The 18,084-nt window shown below is 43.2% G+C and carries 15 protein-coding genes, 9 tRNA genes, 1 rRNA gene and 1 riboswitch; of the genes, 22 read left to right on the forward strand and 3 right to left on the reverse strand.

Going from position 1 to position 18,084, the window contains the following annotated elements; genetic code table 11:
- The 11 genes from rrf to rocF all read left to right on the forward strand — a co-directional run.
- Positions 1-90 (forward strand): 5S ribosomal RNA (gene rrf / locus ACQKFO_RS21865); the annotation flags it as partial.
- An 8-nt stretch (positions 91-98) separates the two neighbouring features.
- Positions 99-173 (forward strand) — tRNA-Asn (locus ACQKFO_RS21870).
- A 2-nt stretch (positions 174-175) separates the two neighbouring features.
- Positions 176-248: transfer RNA gene (locus ACQKFO_RS21875), tRNA-Thr, on the forward strand.
- Positions 249-268: 20 nt separating this feature from the next.
- Positions 269-343 (forward strand) — tRNA-Glu (locus ACQKFO_RS21880).
- Positions 344-369: 26 nt separating this feature from the next.
- A tRNA-Val gene (locus ACQKFO_RS21885) sits at positions 370-445 on the forward strand.
- A 51-nt stretch (positions 446-496) separates the two neighbouring features.
- Positions 497-572, forward strand: a tRNA-Thr gene (locus ACQKFO_RS21890).
- 12 nt (positions 573-584) lie between these two features.
- A tRNA-Tyr gene (locus ACQKFO_RS21895) sits at positions 585-668 on the forward strand.
- 66 nt (positions 669-734) lie between these two features.
- A tRNA-Gln gene (locus tag ACQKFO_RS21900) sits at positions 735-809 on the forward strand.
- 4 nt (positions 810-813) lie between these two features.
- Positions 814-886: transfer RNA gene (locus ACQKFO_RS21905), tRNA-Lys, on the forward strand.
- 56 nt (positions 887-942) lie between these two features.
- Positions 943-1,018 (forward strand) — tRNA-Ala (locus tag ACQKFO_RS21910).
- Positions 1,019-1,501: 483 nt separating this feature from the next.
- On the forward strand, positions 1,502-2,404 hold the full coding sequence (rocF, locus tag ACQKFO_RS21915; RefSeq protein WP_148971374.1) for an arginase: 903 nt from the start codon (positions 1,502-1,504) through the stop codon (positions 2,402-2,404).
- A gap of 61 nt (positions 2,405-2,465) precedes the next feature.
- Here the strand turns inward: rocF and ACQKFO_RS21920 are convergent, their stop codons facing one another.
- Positions 2,466-2,627: an aspartyl-phosphate phosphatase Spo0E family protein gene (locus tag ACQKFO_RS21920; protein ID WP_098351124.1), complete on the reverse strand. Its 162-nt coding sequence runs from the start codon at positions 2,625-2,627 to the stop codon at positions 2,466-2,468.
- Positions 2,628-2,794: 167 nt separating this feature from the next.
- Between ACQKFO_RS21920 and sigW the strand changes: the two genes are divergently transcribed.
- The 8 genes from sigW to ACQKFO_RS21960 all read left to right on the forward strand — a co-directional run bounded on the left by sigW (position 2,795) and on the right by ACQKFO_RS21960 (position 13,395).
- Positions 2,795-3,358, forward strand: coding sequence for an RNA polymerase sigma factor SigW (sigW, locus tag ACQKFO_RS21925; RefSeq protein WP_113970158.1), 564 nt, complete (start codon positions 2,795-2,797; stop codon positions 3,356-3,358).
- 15 nt (positions 3,359-3,373) lie between these two features.
- Positions 3,374-4,006: an anti-sigma factor family protein gene (locus tag ACQKFO_RS21930; RefSeq protein ID WP_427601055.1), complete on the forward strand. Its 633-nt coding sequence runs from the start codon at positions 3,374-3,376 to the stop codon at positions 4,004-4,006.
- Positions 4,007-4,241: 235 nt separating this feature from the next.
- Positions 4,242-5,078, forward strand: coding sequence for a diadenylate cyclase CdaA (cdaA, locus tag ACQKFO_RS21935; RefSeq protein ID WP_324746301.1), 837 nt, complete (start codon positions 4,242-4,244; stop codon positions 5,076-5,078).
- Positions 5,071-6,312 (forward strand): CdaR family protein, encoded by a 1,242-nt coding sequence (locus tag ACQKFO_RS21940; RefSeq protein WP_427601057.1) that lies wholly within the window; start codon positions 5,071-5,073, stop codon positions 6,310-6,312. Before cdaA ends, ACQKFO_RS21940 begins: the two co-directional genes overlap by 8 nt.
- 25 nt (positions 6,313-6,337) lie before the next feature.
- Entirely contained in the window at positions 6,338-7,687 is a 1,350-nt protein-coding gene (glmM, locus tag ACQKFO_RS21945) for a phosphoglucosamine mutase (RefSeq protein WP_427601059.1), read from the forward strand.
- A 547-nt stretch (positions 7,688-8,234) separates the two neighbouring features.
- Positions 8,235-10,037 carry a glutamine--fructose-6-phosphate transaminase (isomerizing) gene (gene glmS, locus ACQKFO_RS21950; protein ID WP_427601061.1) on the forward strand — a complete coding sequence of 601 codons (1,803 nt, stop codon included), beginning with the start codon at positions 8,235-8,237 and terminating at the stop codon, positions 10,035-10,037.
- A gap of 265 nt (positions 10,038-10,302) precedes the next feature.
- Positions 10,303-12,501, forward strand: coding sequence for an FUSC family protein (locus ACQKFO_RS21955; RefSeq protein ID WP_427601063.1), 2,199 nt, complete (start codon positions 10,303-10,305; stop codon positions 12,499-12,501).
- 162 nt (positions 12,502-12,663) lie between these two features.
- Positions 12,664-13,395, forward strand: coding sequence for a YqcI/YcgG family protein (locus ACQKFO_RS21960; RefSeq protein ID WP_427601065.1), 732 nt, complete (start codon positions 12,664-12,666; stop codon positions 13,393-13,395).
- Between the two features lie 37 nt (positions 13,396-13,432).
- On the opposite strand, the gene liaG is transcribed toward ACQKFO_RS21960, so the two are convergent.
- Together liaG and ACQKFO_RS21970 are read right to left on the reverse strand one after the other, a co-directional pair.
- On the reverse strand, positions 13,433-14,296 hold the full coding sequence (liaG, locus tag ACQKFO_RS21965; protein ID WP_427601066.1) for a LiaG family protein: 864 nt from the start codon (positions 14,294-14,296) through the stop codon (positions 13,433-13,435).
- Between the two features lie 166 nt (positions 14,297-14,462).
- On the reverse strand, positions 14,463-15,224 hold the full coding sequence (locus ACQKFO_RS21970) for a CAP domain-containing protein (protein WP_427601068.1): 762 nt from the start codon (positions 15,222-15,224) through the stop codon (positions 14,463-14,465).
- Between the two features lie 172 nt (positions 15,225-15,396).
- Here ACQKFO_RS21970 and ACQKFO_RS21975 point away from each other — a divergent pair, with 172 nt between their 5' ends.
- The 3 genes from ACQKFO_RS21975 to ACQKFO_RS21985 all read left to right on the forward strand — a co-directional run bounded on the left by ACQKFO_RS21975 (position 15,397) and on the right by ACQKFO_RS21985 (position 18,084).
- Positions 15,397-16,449, forward strand: coding sequence for a P1 family peptidase (locus ACQKFO_RS21975; protein ID WP_427601070.1), 1,053 nt, complete (start codon positions 15,397-15,399; stop codon positions 16,447-16,449).
- Between the two features lie 102 nt (positions 16,450-16,551).
- A complete protein-coding gene (locus tag ACQKFO_RS21980; protein WP_427601072.1) occupies positions 16,552-17,136 on the forward strand; it encodes a DNA-3-methyladenine glycosylase in 585 nt (194 codons plus the stop codon).
- A gap of 99 nt (positions 17,137-17,235) precedes the next feature.
- Positions 17,236-17,316: riboswitch (cyclic di-GMP riboswitch) on the forward strand.
- A gap of 57 nt (positions 17,317-17,373) precedes the next feature.
- A complete protein-coding gene (locus ACQKFO_RS21985; protein ID WP_427601074.1) occupies positions 17,374-18,084 on the forward strand; it encodes an EAL domain-containing protein in 711 nt (236 codons plus the stop codon).

An 18,084-nucleotide genomic window follows, 5' to 3' on the forward strand; every position in this document is an offset into this window, starting at 1 on the left:
CCCGTTCCCATGCCGAACACGGAAGTTAAGCTCTTCAGCGCCGATGGTAGTTGGGGGATCTCCCCCTGTGAGAGTAGGACGTCGCCAGGCTATATCATTCCGCAGTAGCTCAGTGGTAGAGCTATCGGCTGTTAACCGATCGGTCGCAAGTTCGAATCTTGCCTGCGGAGCCATTGCTTCCATAGCTCAGCAGGTAGAGTGCTTCCATGGTAAGGAAGAGGTCACCGGTTCGAGCCCGGTTGGAAGCTTTTATATTTTTATTCGGAATGGCCCATTGGTCAAGCGGTTAAGACACCGCCCTTTCACGGCGGTAACACGGGTTCGAATCCCGTATGGGTCACCAAATTTTCAACTCACCATTTACATATTGGAGGATTAGCTCAGCTGGGAGAGCATCTGCCTTACAAGCAGAGGGTCGGCGGTTCGATCCCGTCATCCTCCACCAAGTTTTTTGCGAAAGCAAAATAAACTTCCATAATGTTTGATAATCATATATGCCGGTGTAGCTCAACTGGTAGAGCAACTGACTTGTAATCAGTAGGTTGGGGGTTCAAGTCCTCTTGCCGGCACCATTTTTTTTAGCTGGAGGGGTAGCGAAGTGGCTAAACGCGGCGGACTGTAAATCCGCTCCTTCGGGTTCGGCAGTTCGAATCTGCCCCCCTCCACCACTGTATATTTAAGTGTAAAATGGACATCCTATAAATGTCCCTTTTTTATGCCATTAGAGTAATTATTGGGCTATAGCCAAGCGGTAAGGCATCGCACTTTGACTGCGACATGCGTTGGTTCGAATCCAGCTAGCCCAGCCATTACGAGCCATTAGCTCAGTTGGTAGAGCATCTGACTTTTAATCAGAGGGTCGAAGGTTCGAGTCCTTCATGGCTCATCACACATTTTCTCACATCGCAAGGTGTGAGAATTTCACTATAATCTATAACATATGGGGCCTTAGCTCAGCTGGGAGAGCGCCTGCTTTGCACGCAGGAGGTCAGCGGTTCGATCCCGCTAGGCTCCACCAAAGATTTTTGCGATAGCAAAATATCTATCCGTTTATAAGCGGCATTAAAGAAAATAACTATACATACGACATGATTAGACCTTGAATCTTTTAGGAGATTTGAGGTTTTTTTGTTTTTGTTGGACGAGTAAACTTGAAATCCATTCTATTGACTCAATATATATCTGAAATAGCCCAAAACCTCCTATACCTAGCGGACAATGTGTTTTTTAAACCTTACTAGCAAACGGATATTTTCAAATTTCCAACATTTGTTTTCAAATTTAAGTTTCTATTTTCAAATCACATTTTACCAAGGACCGCCAACCAAAATCGGTTCCACACTGGAATCCTCTTCCAATGACCGTCTACATAATCTTACACCTTTCTACTTCAACCCCCTCTACACACGCATATATATACACAATCCTGTCCAGTTGAACCATGGGTCATAGTATGGATAGAATAGAGATGTAAATAAATTTCGAATTGGGGGAATTTTTCATGAAGAAAAATATTTCTATTATTGGTGTACCGATGGATTTAGGCCAAATGCGCAGAGGCGTGGATATGGGGCCGAGTGCGATTCGTTATGCCGGTATTGTTGAGCGTCTTGAGAACCTTGGATATGACATTAAAGACTTGGGTGATATCGAGATTGGCCAGGCTGAGCGTGTACATAATAATCCTGATACGAACCTCCGTAATTTGAAAGCGGTTGCTGAAGCCAGCGAGACGTTGGCTGGTAAGGTGAATGATGTAATCGGGAGTGGAGATTTCCCATTAATCTTTGGTGGAGATCACAGTATTGCGATAGGAACATTGGCTGGTGTTTCTCCTCACTATGAAAACTTAGGTGTGATTTGGTATGACGCACATGGTGATTTGAATACGGGGGATACGTCTCCGTCTGGTAACATTCATGGAATGCCTCTTGCGGTTAGCCTGGGTATCGGGCATGAAGATTTAACGGGTATCGGGCAGAGCTCACCAAAAATCAAGCCTGAGAACATCGTTATTATTGGAGCTCGTTCATTAGATGAAGGTGAAAGAGAGTTAATTAAAGAAAAAGGCATTAAAGTTTACACGATGCACGAGATCGATCGCCTTGGCATGACAAAGGTAATGGAAGAGTCCATTGACTACTTGAAGGGCAGAACGGATGGCGTCCATTTATCACTTGATTTAGATGGATTGGATCCGAGCGATGCTCCTGGTGTGGGTACTCCTGTTCTTGGAGGGATCAGCTACCGTGAAAGTCACTTGGCGATGGAGATGCTGGAGGAGTCGGGAATGATTACATCTGCAGAATTTGTAGAGGTAAATCCCATCCTCGATGAGAAGAATAAAACTGCTACTGTTGCTGTTGCGTTGATGGGTTCACTATTTGGAGAGAAATTACTATAATCTTGAGCAAAAAAATAAGGCTGGGAACCCTTCAAGGTTCTCAGCCTTCATCTATTTCTCTTCAATGGTGCTTGACCACTTGATATTGGTTTAATAGATCGTCAAGACGAGTACTCAAATCAACTACTTGTTCGTCGGCAAAGGATGACTTTAATGCTAGTTCGACCATTTGGCGACGGCAGTCTTCAATTTGAAATAATAAATCATTCATTCTTCCCCTCATTTCGAGATCCTCCTACAATAGAAATAATTAGTTCCTTTATACCCTTTTTCTAATAATTGTAAACATTTTTCCCGGAAAATTTGTTAGGATAGTAATATAAAAAAATTGAAACCTTTTGATAGGGAGTTACGTATATAAATATAGCCGCATAGAGCGGAGGTTGTGAAATGGAAGCGTTAGTGAAAAAGCGGATTAAGCAAGTATTGAAAGGTGATCAGAACGCCTTTGCCGAATTAGTCGAGCTTTATAAGGATAAAGTGTTCCAAATCTGCTACCGGATGCTTGGAAATCGTCATGAAGCAGAGGATATCGCCCAAGAGGCTTTTATCAGGGCATATGTCAATATTGAAACCTTTAATCAGAAGAGAAAGTTTTCGACATGGCTATTCAGGATAGCGACGAATCTTTGTATCGACAGGATCCGTAAGAAGAAACCGGATTATTTCTTAGATGCAGAGGTAGCGGGGACTGAGGGCTTGACGATGTACTCACAAGTGGCTGCGGATGTTCAGCTGCCGGAAGAAGAAGTAGAGAATATGGAGCTTCAGGAAACCATTCAGAAGGAAATTTCCAAGTTGCCTGAGAAGTATCGATCGGTCATTGTTTTAAAATATATCGAGGAGCTTCCTCTTCAAGAAATCAGCGAGATATTGGATTTACCCCTGGGAACGGTTAAAACGAGAGTACATAGGGGGCGTGAAGCTCTCCGTAAACAATTAAGATCACTGTAGAGAGGGTGAGTGAATATGAAACCTTGTCCTGAAGAAATCATCGAGTATATGCACGATTATTTAGATGGAGATTTAAATAGAGAAAAAGAAGAGCTGCTGAAGCATCATTTGCAGGAATGCAGTGAGTGTCAGCATCACTTCCATGAGCTGAAAAAAGCGATTGCGTTTGTACAGAGCACGTCTCATATTAGTGCTTCTGCAGACTTTACGGATAAAGTCATGTCAAGATTGCCGAAAGAGAAGAAGAAGGTAGGGGTCGCGAGGTGGTTCCGCCATCATCCGCTACTCACGGCTGCGGCCCTATTCCTTTTCTTTATGACAGGCAGCTTCTTAACGTCATGGAATGACGATCAGGATTTTTCGTTTACGAAGAATACAAAGTTAGTGGTTCAGGATCATACGGTTGTGGTTCCTGAGGGTGAAGTCGTGAATGGGGATCTGACGGTCCGGAATGGTGATGTGAAAATTGAAGGTAAAGTGACCGGGAACGTGACGGTCATTAACGGTAAGCAGTATTTGGCTTCTGCTGGAAGCGTGACTGGAGAAATCCACGAAATAGATGCGGCCTTTGAGTGGCTTTGGTACCAGATCAAAAAAGGGGCTAAAGACACGGTGGATTGGGGAAATTCGCAACTTGAAGAAAAGTAGGATAAAATAGAGGGGATGGAAGTAAGGTCCGTCCCTAAGAAGGACTGACATGTATGAATCCATGTCGGTTTTTTTATGCAAAAACGTGAGTTCATGAATAGAAGAGAAAGAATCATGAAGCCGTGGGTGTCTTTCATTTGACAGTGATAAAATATGCTATAATAGGAACGTTACGAAAATGGAGAAGCCACACATGGCGGCTTACGCTTTCGATTAAGCTATTGGAGGATGTAATATGCCGTTTATCGATATTTTTTCGGATTACTCCGCGCTGGATTATGTCTCGGATATAGTAGATATACTCGTAGTATGGTTTGTAATCTATAAACTGATCATGCTGATAAAAGGAACGAAAGCAGTACAATTATTAAAAGGTATTTTTGTCATAATCATTGTGAGAGGTCTTAGTAGTATCTTTGGGTTGGATACACTGGGATGGATGATGGAACAAGCCCTCACATGGGGGTTCCTGGCGATTATCATCATCTTCCAGCCTGAACTCCGGAGAGCCCTTGAACAATTGGGAAGGGGCCGTTTATTCTCAAGGACGGGACTTCAGGAAGAAGAAGAACAGGAACAGATGATTGAATCCATGACGAAAGCCGTAAGCTATATGGCAAAACGTCGAATTGGTGCCCTCCTTACTCTTGAACGGGAAACAGGGATGAGTGATTATATCGAAACAGGTATACCACTCGATGCCAAGATTACGTCCCAATTGCTGATTAATATCTTTATTCCCAATACACCTCTTCATGATGGAGCTGTTATCATTCAAAAAAATCAAATTGCGGCTGCGGCTTGTTATCTTCCCTTATCGGAAAGCCCATTCATTTCGAAAGAATTGGGAACAAGACACCGGGCAGCACTTGGCGTCAGTGAGGTAACAGATAGTATTACGATTGTTGTATCAGAAGAAACGGGAGCTATCTCCATTACAAAAAATGGAGAGTTACATCGCGACCTCTCTTTGGAGCGCTTCACAGAAATTCTTATGGTAGAGCTCATAGGCGATAAGACAAATGCTTCCTCGACGAAATGGAGTTTTAGGGGGAAGAAAGAAAATGGATAAATTCATGGAAAGTCGTTGGTTCATGCGTATAGTGGGACTGATGTTAGCGTTCATTCTCTATCTGTCCGTCAACTTTGATGATATTCAGAAGACGGCTAACAACAACAACGGCAACTCTCAAAATGCGATTGAAACGATCCAGGATGTCCCGCTTGAAGTTTTCTATGATCGTGAGAATTTAGAAGTAAGCGGCTTACCTGATACGGTGAATGTGACTGTAGAAGGTTCTAAAGCGATTGTGCAGCAAGCCAAGCAAGTGAAGGATTTCAGGGTTTATGTGGACTTGAATGATATCGGTATCGGTGAGCATCAGGTTGATATTAAGATAGATAATATTTCTGAAAAACTCGAAGTGAAGCTCGATCCTGATTTTGTCAATATATCGGTTCAAGAAAAGGTGACCGAAGAATTTACGATTGAACCCCAATTCAATGAAAGTATATTATCCAATGGATATGAAGCAGAAGGACTGGCGGTTGATCCGAAAACGGTGAAAGTAACAGGCTCTAAGGATGAAGTGGAACGGATTGCTTATGTCATTGCCACACTCGATCTTGATGAGGAGATCAATGAAAATGTGACAAGGGAAGCCAGGGTGCAGGTACTTGACCGTGAGTATAATAAATTAGATGTTCAGATTGATCCTGAAGTGGTCGATGTGACCGTTTCGGTTGTAAACAAAAGCAAGAGTGTACCGGTCACGATTAAACAAAAAGGTACTCTTCCAGAAGGGACGACGCTGGAGTCGATATCAGTTGAGCCCAAAGAGGCAACCATCTTCGGCAGACAGGAAGTACTGGATACAGTAGAAGAGTTGCTTGCAGAAATAGACCTTTCCAAGATTACGAAGGATTCAACCATTACGGTACCACTTGCCCTGCAAGATGGCTTGAATAAAGTGGCTCCTGAAGAAGTTAAGGTGAAGGTTGATGTCAACACAACCGAGGAAAAGAGCCTATCAGGACTTGAAATCACCCCACAAGGGTTAGCTGAAGAATATGAATATACCATCATGTCACCTGAAGAAGGTGTCGTCGATGTAGCGATGAAAGGTCAGAATGCACAGGTGAGCAAAGTGACGAAAGAAGATTTCTCGCTGGCTCTTGACCTTTCAGGGCTCGAGCCCGGTGAGCATGAGGTGGAAATAGAGGCAGAAGGCCCTGAGGATATTGAATGGACCCTGTCTCAGCAAACGGTAAAGGTAGAAATTAAAGAAAAGAACACATCAGCATAAGAGCTGTAAAAAGGAGAGAATGACAATGGGTAAGTATTTTGGAACTGATGGAGTAAGAGGTGTAGCGAACACAGAATTAACACCGGAATTAGCATTTAAGCTTGGACGTTTTGGTGGTTATGTTCTAACAAAGGATGCTACGCGTCCCAAAATATTGATTGGAAGAGATACTCGAATTTCCGGACATATGTTGGAAGGAGCTCTTGTAGCGGGACTACTATCAATTGGTGCTGAAGTGATGCGCTTAGGTGTCATTTCAACTCCAGGGGTAGCTTACTTAACAAAAGCGTTAGGGGCTCAAGCTGGTGTCATGATCTCAGCTTCTCATAATCCTGTAGGGGATAATGGAATTAAATTCTTCGGACCGGATGGCTTCAAATTATCTGATGACCAGGAAAATGAAATTGAAGATCTATTAGATCAAACAGTTGATCAGCTTCCTCGTCCAATCGGTGCTGATTTAGGACAAGTAAGTGACTATTTCGAAGGCGGACAAAAATATCTGCAGTATTTAAAACAGTCAGTAGACGAAGATTTCGATGGTTTACATATTGCGTTAGATTGTGCACACGGTGCAACATCCGCTCTTGCTACTCATCTGTTTGCTGATTTGGATGCCGACATCTCGACAATGGGGGCATCACCGAACGGGTTGAATATCAATGAGGGTGTAGGATCTACCCACCCTGAAGCACTTGCTGAGATGGTGAAAGAAAAAGGTGCAGACCTGGGTCTTGCCTTTGATGGTGATGGTGACCGTATTATCGCAATCGATGAGCATGGACAAATCGTGGATGGTGACCAGATCATGTACATCTGCGGCAAATACTTGAAGTCACAAGGTCAGTTAAAACAGTCTACAGTAGTATCTACAGTCATGAGTAACCTTGGCTTCCATAAAGGGCTTGAAGAGAATGGGATCCAAAGCATTCAAACTGCGGTTGGAGATCGTTATGTAGTGGAAGAAATGAAGAAACATGGTTATACTCTTGGCGGTGAGCAATCAGGCCACATCATCTTCTTGGAATACAATACAACTGGAGACGGTCTGTTAACGGGTATCCAACTTGTGAACATTATGAAAATGACCGGTAAATCATTATCTGAACTAGCGGGAGAAATGCAAAAGTTCCCACAAAAACTTGTGAATGTAAGAGTGACAGACAAGCACCATGTGACGGATAATGAAACAGTTAAAAAAGTAATTCAAAAGGTTGAAGAAGAAATGAACGGAAACGGCCGCATCCTTGTTCGTCCATCTGGAACGGAGCCATTAGTACGTGTCATGGCAGAAGCTCCTACAGAAGAACTATGTGATCGATATGTAAATGAAATCGTACAAGTTGTTGATGAAGAAATGGGTCTGAACGAATAGTGGAATTTATATGCATAAGGGGTCAATATGTGCCCCTTATGCATATTTAATAAGTAGAGCACAATTGAATATCATCGAACTACCGTTCTGAAAACGACAGTTGTCTCCCAAGGGTTTATCACTGCTCTGTTTCGGGAACATGACAATGGGGTAACAACTTCTTGTTCTTGTAAGATTTTTATTGACTAAGGGAAACGAGCTAGTGTATGATGATTTTGTTTTCGTTTTTCGAATTATATGGAAATGAGTCAAGAAGGAAAGGTGGATAGTGAGTAAACATCTTATAAAGCGCCAGGGCTAAACGATGGATACGACAAGGATCGTTTAGTTGACGAGGTGGAGGTTTATCGAGCATTCGGCGGATGCCTCCCGGTTCGCATGTGTCACCGAACCGAAAGTTTCTTCCTTAAATCGTTGAGGCAACTTAATGGACAAAGGGAAGAAAAAAGTGATCAATGTAAATACTAATGACAAACAGAGATAAGGGGGCAAGTTGTCCCCAAAAGAGTTCTTGCCCCCTTGCATGTTCAGGGAGGATATATTAATTATGTGTGGAATTGTTGGATATATTGGAAATTCAGATACAAAGGAAATTCTTTTAAAAGGTCTTGAAAAGCTTGAGTACCGCGGTTATGACTCTGCAGGTATTGCCGTTCAAAACGATGAAGGCATCCACGTGTTTAAAGAGAAGGGTCGTATTGCCGACCTTCGCGGTATCGTTGATGAGAGTGTATCTAGCAACACAGGAATCGGTCACACTCGCTGGGCTACCCACGGTGTACCAAGCAAGGTGAACGCTCACCCTCATCAAAGTAATTCAGGCCGTTTTACAATCGTTCATAACGGAGTAATCGAAAATTACTCTCAACTGAAGCGTGAATATTTAACGGATGTAACGTTCAAGAGTGACACGGATACAGAAGTAATCGTTCAGTTGATTGAAAAGATTGTAAATGAAGGAAACACGGTAGAGGAAGCTTTCCGTCAAACGTTAATGCTTCTTAAAGGCTCTTATGCCATCGCCCTTTTAGATTCTGAAAATGATGAAACAATCTATGTAGCGAAAAATAAAAGTCCACTACTTGTAGGTCTAGGAAAAGACTTCAACGTTGTAGCAAGTGATGCTATGGCGATGATCCAAGTAACAGACCAATATGTTGAGCTTATGGATAAAGAAATGGTCATCGTAACGAAAGAAAAGGTTGAAATTCAAAATCTGATCGGTGAAGTTATGGAACGTGCTCCTTACACCGCTGAAATCGATGCGAGTGATATTGAAAAAGGAACATACCCTCACTATATGCTTAAAGAAATCGATGAGCAGCCATTAGTGATGCGTAAAATCATTCAAGCTTACCAAAATGAGAACAATGAGCTTCACATAGATGAGCCGATCGTCGGCGCGATGAAAGAAGCGGATCGTGTCTACATCATTGCATGTGGAACGAGCTATCACGCTGGTCTTGTTGGAAAGCAATTCATCGAGAAGAGTGCAGGAATCCCTGTGGAAGTTCATGTAGCAAGCGAATTCAGCTACAATATGCCTTTACTATCTAAGAAACCATTATTTATCTTTATTTCTCAAAGTGGTGAAACGGCTGATAGTCGTGCCGTACTGGTTCAAGTCAAAGAGCTTGGTCATAAATCATTAACGATCACAAACGTAGCGGGTTCTACGCTGTCCCGTGAAGCGGATTACACATTGCTTCTTCATGCAGGACCCGAAATCGCCGTTGCTTCAACAAAAGCGTACACAGCACAGCTGGCAGTACTTGCTATCCTTGCACACGTTGCCGGGCAGGCATGTGGAAACAACCAGGACTTTGATCTTGTTCAAGAGCTTGGTATTGTTGCTACTGCGATGGAAGCACTATGCGATACGAAAGAAGAGTTTGAAGATATCGCACGCGAATTTCTGTCAACGACTCGCAACTGTTTCTTCATCGGTCGTTCACTTGACTTCTATGTAGGTCTGGAAGGCGCATTGAAGCTGAAAGAAATCTCTTACATCCAGGCAGAAGGATTTGCCGGAGGAGAGCTTAAGCACGGTACGATCGCTCTGATCGAAGAAGGTACTCCGATCGTTGCACTTGCAACTCAAGAAGAAGTAAACCTAGGCATCAGAGGAAATGTGAAAGAGGTAGTCGCTCGTGGAGCAAACCCTTGTATCATTTCCATGAAAGGCTTAGAAGACGAGGAAGATCGCTTCGTCATCCCGGAGGTTAACCCTTTGTTAACACCTCTTATCTCTGTCATCCCATTACAATTGATTTCTTACTATGCTGCTCTGCACCGCGATTGTGATGTAGATAAGCCGCGTAACCTGGCTAAGTCGGTTACGGTTGAATAAGAATTTAATAGACGAAAACGGTTAGTCCTTTATGGGCTAACCGTTTTTTTCATCTATTTTGCTTATTGATGAAACGAAGGTCACAAGCACATTTCTTTACCCAACCACGTAAAACCCTTATAATCATACAAATAGATTCAAGTTCTCTTCGTGCACCAGCGAAATTGAGTAACCTGCTGCTTCGGCGGTCCAGGTTACTTTTTTATTGGAACGGGTACGATAATAGAGAATGAAAAACGGTTTGAAAGTAAGGGTATGATGATAAATGAAACAGTTACATAGACAGTATGTATGGCTTGGGAGGTTCCTTGCTTCAGACCCCGGCCGTAAGAGATTTCAGCAGGCGGGTAAGGCGACGATCAGTTTGATATCGGCTGTGTTTACGATGCTTTTTTTATTAAAACTATTTGATCACACAGCGATCACCCCGGCCATTGTGTCAGGGATGGTGGGGATGCTCGGAATATTCGTCGTCATGGATGATACAACGGCTAAAAAAAAGGTCACGACCCCGCTGATTGGTGTGGCAGTAGCGGTTGGCATCACATTGGGGTCTGCCTTTGCCCATTTTAGTCTCGTGGTGAATATCCTACTGGTTGGAGCGATATTCAGCGCTTTTTACTTTTCTCGATTTGCCATTCGCTACTTTTCCATGGGAATGGCAGGGTTTTTGTCAATTTATATATCGTCGATTCTGCAGCTTGATGTAGCCCACCTTTCTTGGTTCTATATCGGGATCGTGATTGGTGTCGTGTACGCTTTTCTTTATAACTTCATTATCTTTAAAGGCTCGGTTCATGTGTTAAGAAGGAGTATGCGTTCTTTTCATATTCAATCCAACTTGACGTTTACGATTTTAATGAAGATGATCGAGGATCCGGACACGAGTAGTAAACGGAGAAAGCTTCTTGATCGAAATGTTCGAAGGCTGAATGAGTATGCAAGAATCGTAGCTAGTGATATCAATGAGAATGATTTGAAGAAGCTTTGGCCTGGCATCGAGCCTTCACAATTGCGTCTCTATGTTTTTGATACAGAGATGTTGATTCAGACGTTAACCGATTCCTTGAAGCGGCTTAAGGAGTTGGATGCCTTAGAGGTTACGGAGCTTAGACGTTTGTTGGTCTGGGTACTCCGTTCGCTCCGTGATGCAGAGGTACTGGCCCAGGATTATGATCCCCGTTCCCTTGAAGAAGCGGAAAAGGCCATCCAGGCCCTTCGTCTACTTTTGTCAGAGGTGTTGAATCAAGAAGAAAAGCCTAAAGGATGGGTGTACCTTCTAAGGCGCATCGAGTCCATTGCCAATCATGTGCTGGAAGCAGCCATTACGATTCAAGAATCACTGAAGATTTCAGAAAGTAAGGAAACGGACATAGAGAATAAGGTCGAGTCTGAGGTTGAGGAAAAAGAGGATAAGCCTGAGGAGGGGACCAAGAGCTTAAAACCCTCTACTCGTAAGGCGATTCAAGCTCTTGTGGCCGGTACGTTAGCGATTATTGTAGGTGAGCTGATTGCTCCTGCACAGCCCTACTGGGTACTGTTAACCACTTTCATTATACAAATTGGTACGGAGTCAGTTGGAAGAACGTATATGAAGGCCTTTCAGCGATCAGTCGGAACGGTGATCGGAGCCATACTTGGATTCGGGGCGGCAAAGCTCGTTTCAGGAAATTCTGAGCTGGAAGTTTTCCTCTTGTTTCTCGTACTGTTTCTGGCCTTCTATCTTTTCACGGTTTCGTACACTCTTATGAGCTTGTTCATTACCATGCTCATTGCATTTATGTATGACCTGCTGCTAGGTGGAATCAGCGTGCAGCTGATGGGGGCACGGGTCATTGATACGATTGCAGGAGCGGTGATTGCCCTCTCTGTCTCGGCATTTGTATTTCCGAAGAAAACGAAGGACAAGGTGGCAGACGCCTTTGATGACTTTCTTGAAGAGCTTGGAGGGTATGTTTCTTCCTATATAAAAACTTTCACGAATATTGAAGACAAACCATTAACAGATCAAGCTTTCGATTTGGATCAAAAGCTTCAGGGAATTAAGGATGAGGCGCAATCACTTTTACAAAGACCTGGTGCCGTGACAAGGTCCGGGATCGGTCGTTGGATCACAGTGGTGACAGCCATAAACTATTATGCAAAGCATCTGCTTGCTTCTTCCAATAGAAAAGTACCTGCAAAGGTTTCGGAAGAACTATCAAGTGTTTTTCACGAGACAGAAGAGAAAATCACTTATAACATCGAAACACTTCGAAAACTATTAAAAGAAAAAGAGAGCAGCCGTGTGTTGTGGAGCTTAGGGCAGGAGAGGGAAAAGATCGAAACCCTGGCACCGAGCTGGAAGAAATCACAGGTGGATCTGATTCACCACCTATACTATGTGTGGAGGATCAATCAATCGATTGTAGCACTTGGTGAGGAATTGGGTGCAGAGGTGAAGGAAATACAAACAAAAGGGTAAAGCGAATTTCGCTTTACCCTTTTATCTATTTATCTAATTCCACCCGGTTTTAGAATTTAATTATGTGCATAAAGTCGCTTTTGATAACTTCTTGTCGGAAATTGTTTTAACCCATCATTCTTCGGGAAAAGCATACCATCTGAATATCGTGAGGTGGAGGAAATGGCAGCCGAAAGCTTATTGCTGACAAAAGAAGATATGAAAAACCCTGAACTTGTCCCCCAATGGGTGATCGATGAATATGAGATGTTTCATAAAGTTGTTACAGATCGAACGTTTCCTTGTTACTTCGGTATGACCGGAGAGAAAAAAGGGGAGCTTCGCTACTCGTATATAAGTCACGATAATTGGGAACATCTGCCCCAAACCATTCAAGAGTTTATCGACTTGTTCGATGTACCAGAAGGTGAGCGGCTGATTCGTCACGGATTCTTCTTATTTGTTGAACCGGAGGATGAGGAGAGGTCCGTCCCTCATTACCGGGAGTATTTCTGGAAGATTCTTCAGTTTCTTCATGATGAGGATGAGGAGGCTTGGCCGGAGGGTTATCCGGAGGATCCGGATCATCATTTGTGGGCGTTTTCGTTTGCCGGGGAGCCGTTTTTCGTGTTTGGGAATGCTCCTGCTTATAAGCAGCGAAAGACGAGAGACCTTGGGAATAGCTTGGTATTAGGATTTCAGCCGAGAAGGATCTTTGAAGGGTTGGAAGGAACGTCAAAAGGTGGCATTATGTCCCGTGAGAAAGTAAGGGAGCGGGTCGAGAAGTGGGACGGCTTACCGAAGCATCCGAATATCAGTCATTACGGGGACCCTGAACACCGTGAATGGAAGCAATACTTCATTGGAGACGACGTGGAACCGATCGAGGGCAAATGCCCCTTTCACCATAAATAAGAGAAAGAGTGTCAGGCCAAGCCTGACACTCTTTTCCTTAATAAATATCCACATTCCCACTCGAAACCGAAATATCGATGGTGTATTTACCAGACCCGGCCACACCTGAAAGATCGCCATCTTCTATCTTCTGATTCTTTAATGGAAGGTTGCAGGAGATGTCTCCGCTGCTTGCTTTTCCATTCAGTGTGAAGCTTGCGTCTTCCGGCAGGTCCAGGTTGACCCCTCCAGAGCTTACATCAAAATTCATATCACCACTAAGAGTTTTCATCTCGACCGTTAATTCTCCGGAAGACAGGTCACCTTCCAGTGGACCTTCATACTTCGACAATTCTACATCCCCAGAGCTGATATCCACATTCCCTTGTTTTGTGGAGAGAGCAGTCACGACCAAGTCTCCTGAAGAACCATCATGCTCGAATACATTCGTCTCAAAATTTTCAAGAGTCATGTTTCCGGAACCCATTTCAACGGATAACTCATCCAGCTTCATTCGATTCGATTCGGATTTTCCTGCAAATTGCAGGTTACCGGAACCAATCTCGATTTCCATGCTTCGATCATATTCTTTTGGAATGTACACGATTACGTTTGATTTGCGGTTGAATCCTATCCATTCATACCATTTATGCTTTACAGCGACTTCAATGGTGTCACTTTTTTTAGCTAAAGTCAGCGCTCCTTTTCCTTCAATCTCAACCTTAACTTCATTCTGATCCGTGGGAATGACTTTAGTGTCGCTGCCTTCCATTTTAAGATCGATGTGATCGATTTTATTCGTTACCCCGACCCGTTCCCCAGATTGACTTTCTTTGGCAAATAGCGATGTATTGTCATTCAGGATGACGTATAGCGTTCCAAGTGCAAGCAGTGCAATGATCACGGCAAAAGCATTTTTCATTAAAATCCCTCACTTTGGCTTGTTTTTCCATTTTATAGTTTTATTTTAATGCAGCTGCCGCTTCATCACAATGAGCCATGGGATTATTTTTGAATCAGACCAGAGGCCGAGTCCGTGCGGGTTATGTAATAGAAAAAGACCGGTCTTAGGTGACCGGTCTTAGCCTTTATTTCGCGATGAACATCTGCGTCCAATATATTCCCTGGCTGGGATCCTTCGCCGTTCCCACGCCAATATGAGTGACTTGTTTGTTTAAGATATTTTTGCGGTGTCCGGGACTGTTCATCCATGCATTGACGACAGATTCAGGCGTTTTTTGTCCAACGGCAATGTTCTCAGCTGCCGTGGAGTAATCCACCCCGAAGTTTTCCATCATTTCAAAAGGAGATCCATACGTTGGGGATGTATGAGAGAAATAGTCATTTTCCTTCATGTCCTCTGATTTCATCTCTGCCACATTCGCTAACTCTCCATCCATCTTCAAGGCACCAAGTCCATTCTTCTTACGTTCCTGGTTGGTTAAATCCACTACCTGCTTTACAAATCCACTTGCATCTGGTGCCTGTGCATCCTGTTTGGGCTGACCCTCTGCTGGTGGTTCCGGCTGTGCTGTATTCGGTTCTTGTGCAGGCTGATTCGGCTGACGTGCTTCTTTATTACCTGGAGCATTTTCCTCACCGGGATCTAAGTGAGTGAACTCGCGTAAGCCCCCATTTGGGTCTATAGGAGCCATGAAACGGTGAAGGGCCGTTTGGTTTCCTTGCATTCCATCCATCCGATCCCCGCCGTTATTATCATACGTAACAGGATCGTAATTCACGTTTTGTGTGTCCATCAGATTATCGTTTGCATCGTTATTGTTACAGGCAGTCATCAGCATAAATGGGATGACAGCGCAGGCTGTAATGGAAAAAAATCGTTTTTTCATGTCAGGTCCTCCAATATTTTTAGTTGGCTTTTACAAGCATTTAACAGTCTTTAATATGTACTCTCCAGATGCTCTTTATCCTGTTAAAAATAGGTTTTGCTTCACTGTTAAAGAGGGTTTTGTGATTTTGACCAGAATAGTATTGATAAGAGAAAAAGGGGGTTTTCCATCAATGGAAAGAAAGAGATTACGGGAAATGGGAGGCAGTATCGGTTCTTATTCAAGTGGGAAGTATAACAGCATTACCGATATTGAGGGAGTGAAGGTCGGACATAAAACCCTTCACTATGAGCATGAAGGTACCGTGGTACGAACAGGAGTAACGGCGATTTTACCTCATGGGGGCAATCTGTATCGTGATAAAGTATGGGCGGGTTGCCATGTAATCAATGGCTTTGGAAAAACAGTCGGGACGATTCAAATGGAGGAACTTGGTGTCCTTGAAAGTCCGATTCTCTTGACGAATACTCTTTCCGTTGGGGATGTGTTAAAAGGGACGGTTCAATATATGCTGGATGAAACACCTGAAATTGGCGACACAACTGGCACAGTAAATGTAGTTGTAGGAGAATGCAATGATGGGTTTCTTAATGATATCCGCGGCCTGCATGTAAAGGCTGGGGATGCCAGGGAAGCCATTCTTCACGCACATTCGGGACCCGTCGATGAAGGGTGCATAGGAGCGGGAACGGGAATGCTTTGCTTAGGGTATAAAGGTGGTATAGGAACGAGTTCCAGGGAGTATGCCTTTGGTGATGAGAAGTATACGGTGGGAGCCCTCGTATTAACGAATTTCGGTCAGAAGAGAGATCTAAGGCTTCCCATTCCTAACATAGGGGAGGATCAAAATACGCCAGATGGATCAATCATGATCATCCTGGCGACGGATGCACCTCTAAATGAAAGGCAGCTTAAACGATTGGCGAAGCGTGCTTCATTCGGCCTTTCAAGAACTGGTTCGTATGCAGCCCATGGGAGTGGTGATGTTGTTCTTGCGTTTTCTACTGCACATCGCATTCCACATCAGCCTTCGAGTGATAACACGATTCCTTACAGTTTCATTAAAGAAGACGGACCGATCATCTCTACATTATTTGAAATGACAGTCGATTGCGTAGAAGAAGCCATATGGAACTCTCTCTGTAAAGCGGAAACCACAACGGGCAGGAATGGAAGGAAAGTGGAAGCGATACCTTTAGATTTGCTTTATGGACTGATGAAATAAGACATAAACCTTTTTTCTTATTAGAATATTATTTAAGCATCAAACTTATGGGGTATACCATACATATGCGTACGAATTATTTGGTTGAAGGAAGTGACAGTCATGAATGATACCCCTATGCCTCTTTCGTTTTACCAACAGCCCACTTTGGAACTTGCTAAGTCGTTGTTGGGATGTTTGTTAGTGAAAGAGACGGAGGAGGGAACAGCTTCAGGTTATATAGTGGAAACGGAAGCGTATTTAGGGCCAAAAGATCGAGCGGCTCACAGCTATGGAAATAGACGGACGAAGCGGACGGAAGTCATGTTTCATGAAGCCGGCAGGATCTATACATATGTTATGCATACTCACTGCCTGGTCAATGTAGTGAGCGGGGAAAAAGAAAAACCCGAAGCGATTCTCATTAGAGCGGTCGAACCCCTTGACGGCTTGGAGCTAATGGAAAGAAGAAGGTCGGGTCATGTGAAAAAAAATTGGACAAATGGTCCGGGAAAGCTGACAAAAGCATTAGGCATAACCATGGAGGATTACGGGGGCAGCTTCCTGGAACCCCCTCTCATCATCTCAAAGGGATACCGGCCTGAAGACATCGTGGAGGGAAAACGAATCGGGATTGATAATACTGGTGAAGCCAGGGATTATCCGTGGAGGTTCTGGGTAAAGGGGAATTCTTATGTATCAAGATAATTATTTTTGAGAATTTTCTAATAATCAATTAAAAAATAAACCATAAGTACTATGTTTGTGGTATATTTTTCTTGTGAGATAAAAATCATATACTGACAATTCGAATGGGAGCTTTGAACCTAAATGATAGATGGGCGCTTACATTTAGGGGAGCTAGTAGCGCAACCGGCCACATACGAACGTAGGAATACGTTTTTGTGTGGTTTTTTTATAAACTATAGAGAGTATAGGGGTCCTATGAATATCTTTACTATTTTTCAAAACGACTATATTTATCATGATTTTCAGCCCTTATATGAAATGGGCGAGCATCAAACCCTCTATGCATATGAGGGCCTGTTACGAAACAAGTATAACGAAAATCCCGAAAGTGTTTTTCAGTCTGCGATGAAAGCGAATATCTTGTATAAGCTTGATACGTTATCCATTTCAAAAGCTCTTGAAAGCTTTTCAAAGAATGGACTGAAAAACTGTAAGTTATTTCTTAATATTTATATCACGACGATTCTTCACCCAAGCTTTCATACCTATTTTTATGATCTCATGAAGAAACACCCTGATATAAAGGGGCGGCTTGTGCTGGAGATTAATGAATCGAGTGCTGAAGAGCTGTGGCAGAACCCACTATTAAAAGAGTCTCTCAAAGAACTTAAGCAATATGGTGTTTGGTATGCGATTGATGATTTTGGTCAAGGGACTTCCTCCATCAAGAAATCCATTGAATATGAACCTGAAATCATTAAGCTGGATCGCTATTTTGCTTTGAATCTGGCTCAAGACGATAAGAAAAAACGATTCCTTTCCTTTTTTAATCAATTCTATGGTAAGGATACGCTAATTGTGTTAGAAGGCATTGAAACCAAACAGGATATGCAAGTGGCAAAGGATATTGGGATTACAATCGGGCAAGGCTATTATCTGGGAAGGCCGAGTCGATTATTAGCTTAA

The organism is Rossellomorea sp. NPDC071047 (assembly GCF_050270195.1).
Lineage (GTDB): Bacteria > Bacillota > Bacilli > Bacillales > Bacillaceae_B > Rossellomorea.

What these genes read in the sequence shown, in the direction of transcription:
- rocF (WP_148971374.1), top strand. Translation starts at nt 1,502, where the DNA reads ATGAAGAAAAATATTTCTATTATTGGTGTACCGATGGATTTAGGCCAA.
- glmM (WP_427601059.1), top strand. Translation starts at nt 6,338, where the DNA reads ATGGGTAAGTATTTTGGAACTGATGGAGTAAGAGGTGTAGCGAACACA.
- glmS (WP_427601061.1), top strand. Translation starts at nt 8,235, where the DNA reads ATGTGTGGAATTGTTGGATATATTGGAAATTCAGATACAAAGGAAATT.
- sigW (WP_113970158.1), top strand. Translation starts at nt 2,795, where the DNA reads ATGGAAGCGTTAGTGAAAAAGCGGATTAAGCAAGTATTGAAAGGTGAT.
- ACQKFO_RS21970 (WP_427601068.1), bottom strand. Translation starts at nt 15,224, where the DNA reads ATGAAAAAACGATTTTTTTCCATTACAGCCTGCGCTGTCATCCCATTT.
- ACQKFO_RS21975 (WP_427601070.1), top strand. Translation starts at nt 15,397, where the DNA reads ATGGAAAGAAAGAGATTACGGGAAATGGGAGGCAGTATCGGTTCTTAT.
- ACQKFO_RS21985 (WP_427601074.1), top strand. Translation starts at nt 17,374, where the DNA reads ATGAATATCTTTACTATTTTTCAAAACGACTATATTTATCATGATTTT.
- cdaA (WP_324746301.1), top strand. Translation starts at nt 4,242, where the DNA reads ATGCCGTTTATCGATATTTTTTCGGATTACTCCGCGCTGGATTATGTC.
- ACQKFO_RS21980 (WP_427601072.1), top strand. Translation starts at nt 16,552, where the DNA reads ATGAATGATACCCCTATGCCTCTTTCGTTTTACCAACAGCCCACTTTG.
- ACQKFO_RS21930 (WP_427601055.1), top strand. Translation starts at nt 3,374, where the DNA reads ATGAAACCTTGTCCTGAAGAAATCATCGAGTATATGCACGATTATTTA.
- liaG (WP_427601066.1), bottom strand. Translation starts at nt 14,296, where the DNA reads ATGAAAAATGCTTTTGCCGTGATCATTGCACTGCTTGCACTTGGAACG.
- ACQKFO_RS21940 (WP_427601057.1), top strand. Translation starts at nt 5,071, where the DNA reads ATGGATAAATTCATGGAAAGTCGTTGGTTCATGCGTATAGTGGGACTG.
- ACQKFO_RS21955 (WP_427601063.1), top strand. Translation starts at nt 10,303, where the DNA reads ATGAAACAGTTACATAGACAGTATGTATGGCTTGGGAGGTTCCTTGCT.
- ACQKFO_RS21960 (WP_427601065.1), top strand. Translation starts at nt 12,664, where the DNA reads ATGGCAGCCGAAAGCTTATTGCTGACAAAAGAAGATATGAAAAACCCT.
- ACQKFO_RS21920 (WP_098351124.1), bottom strand. Translation starts at nt 2,627, where the DNA reads ATGAGGGGAAGAATGAATGATTTATTATTTCAAATTGAAGACTGCCGT.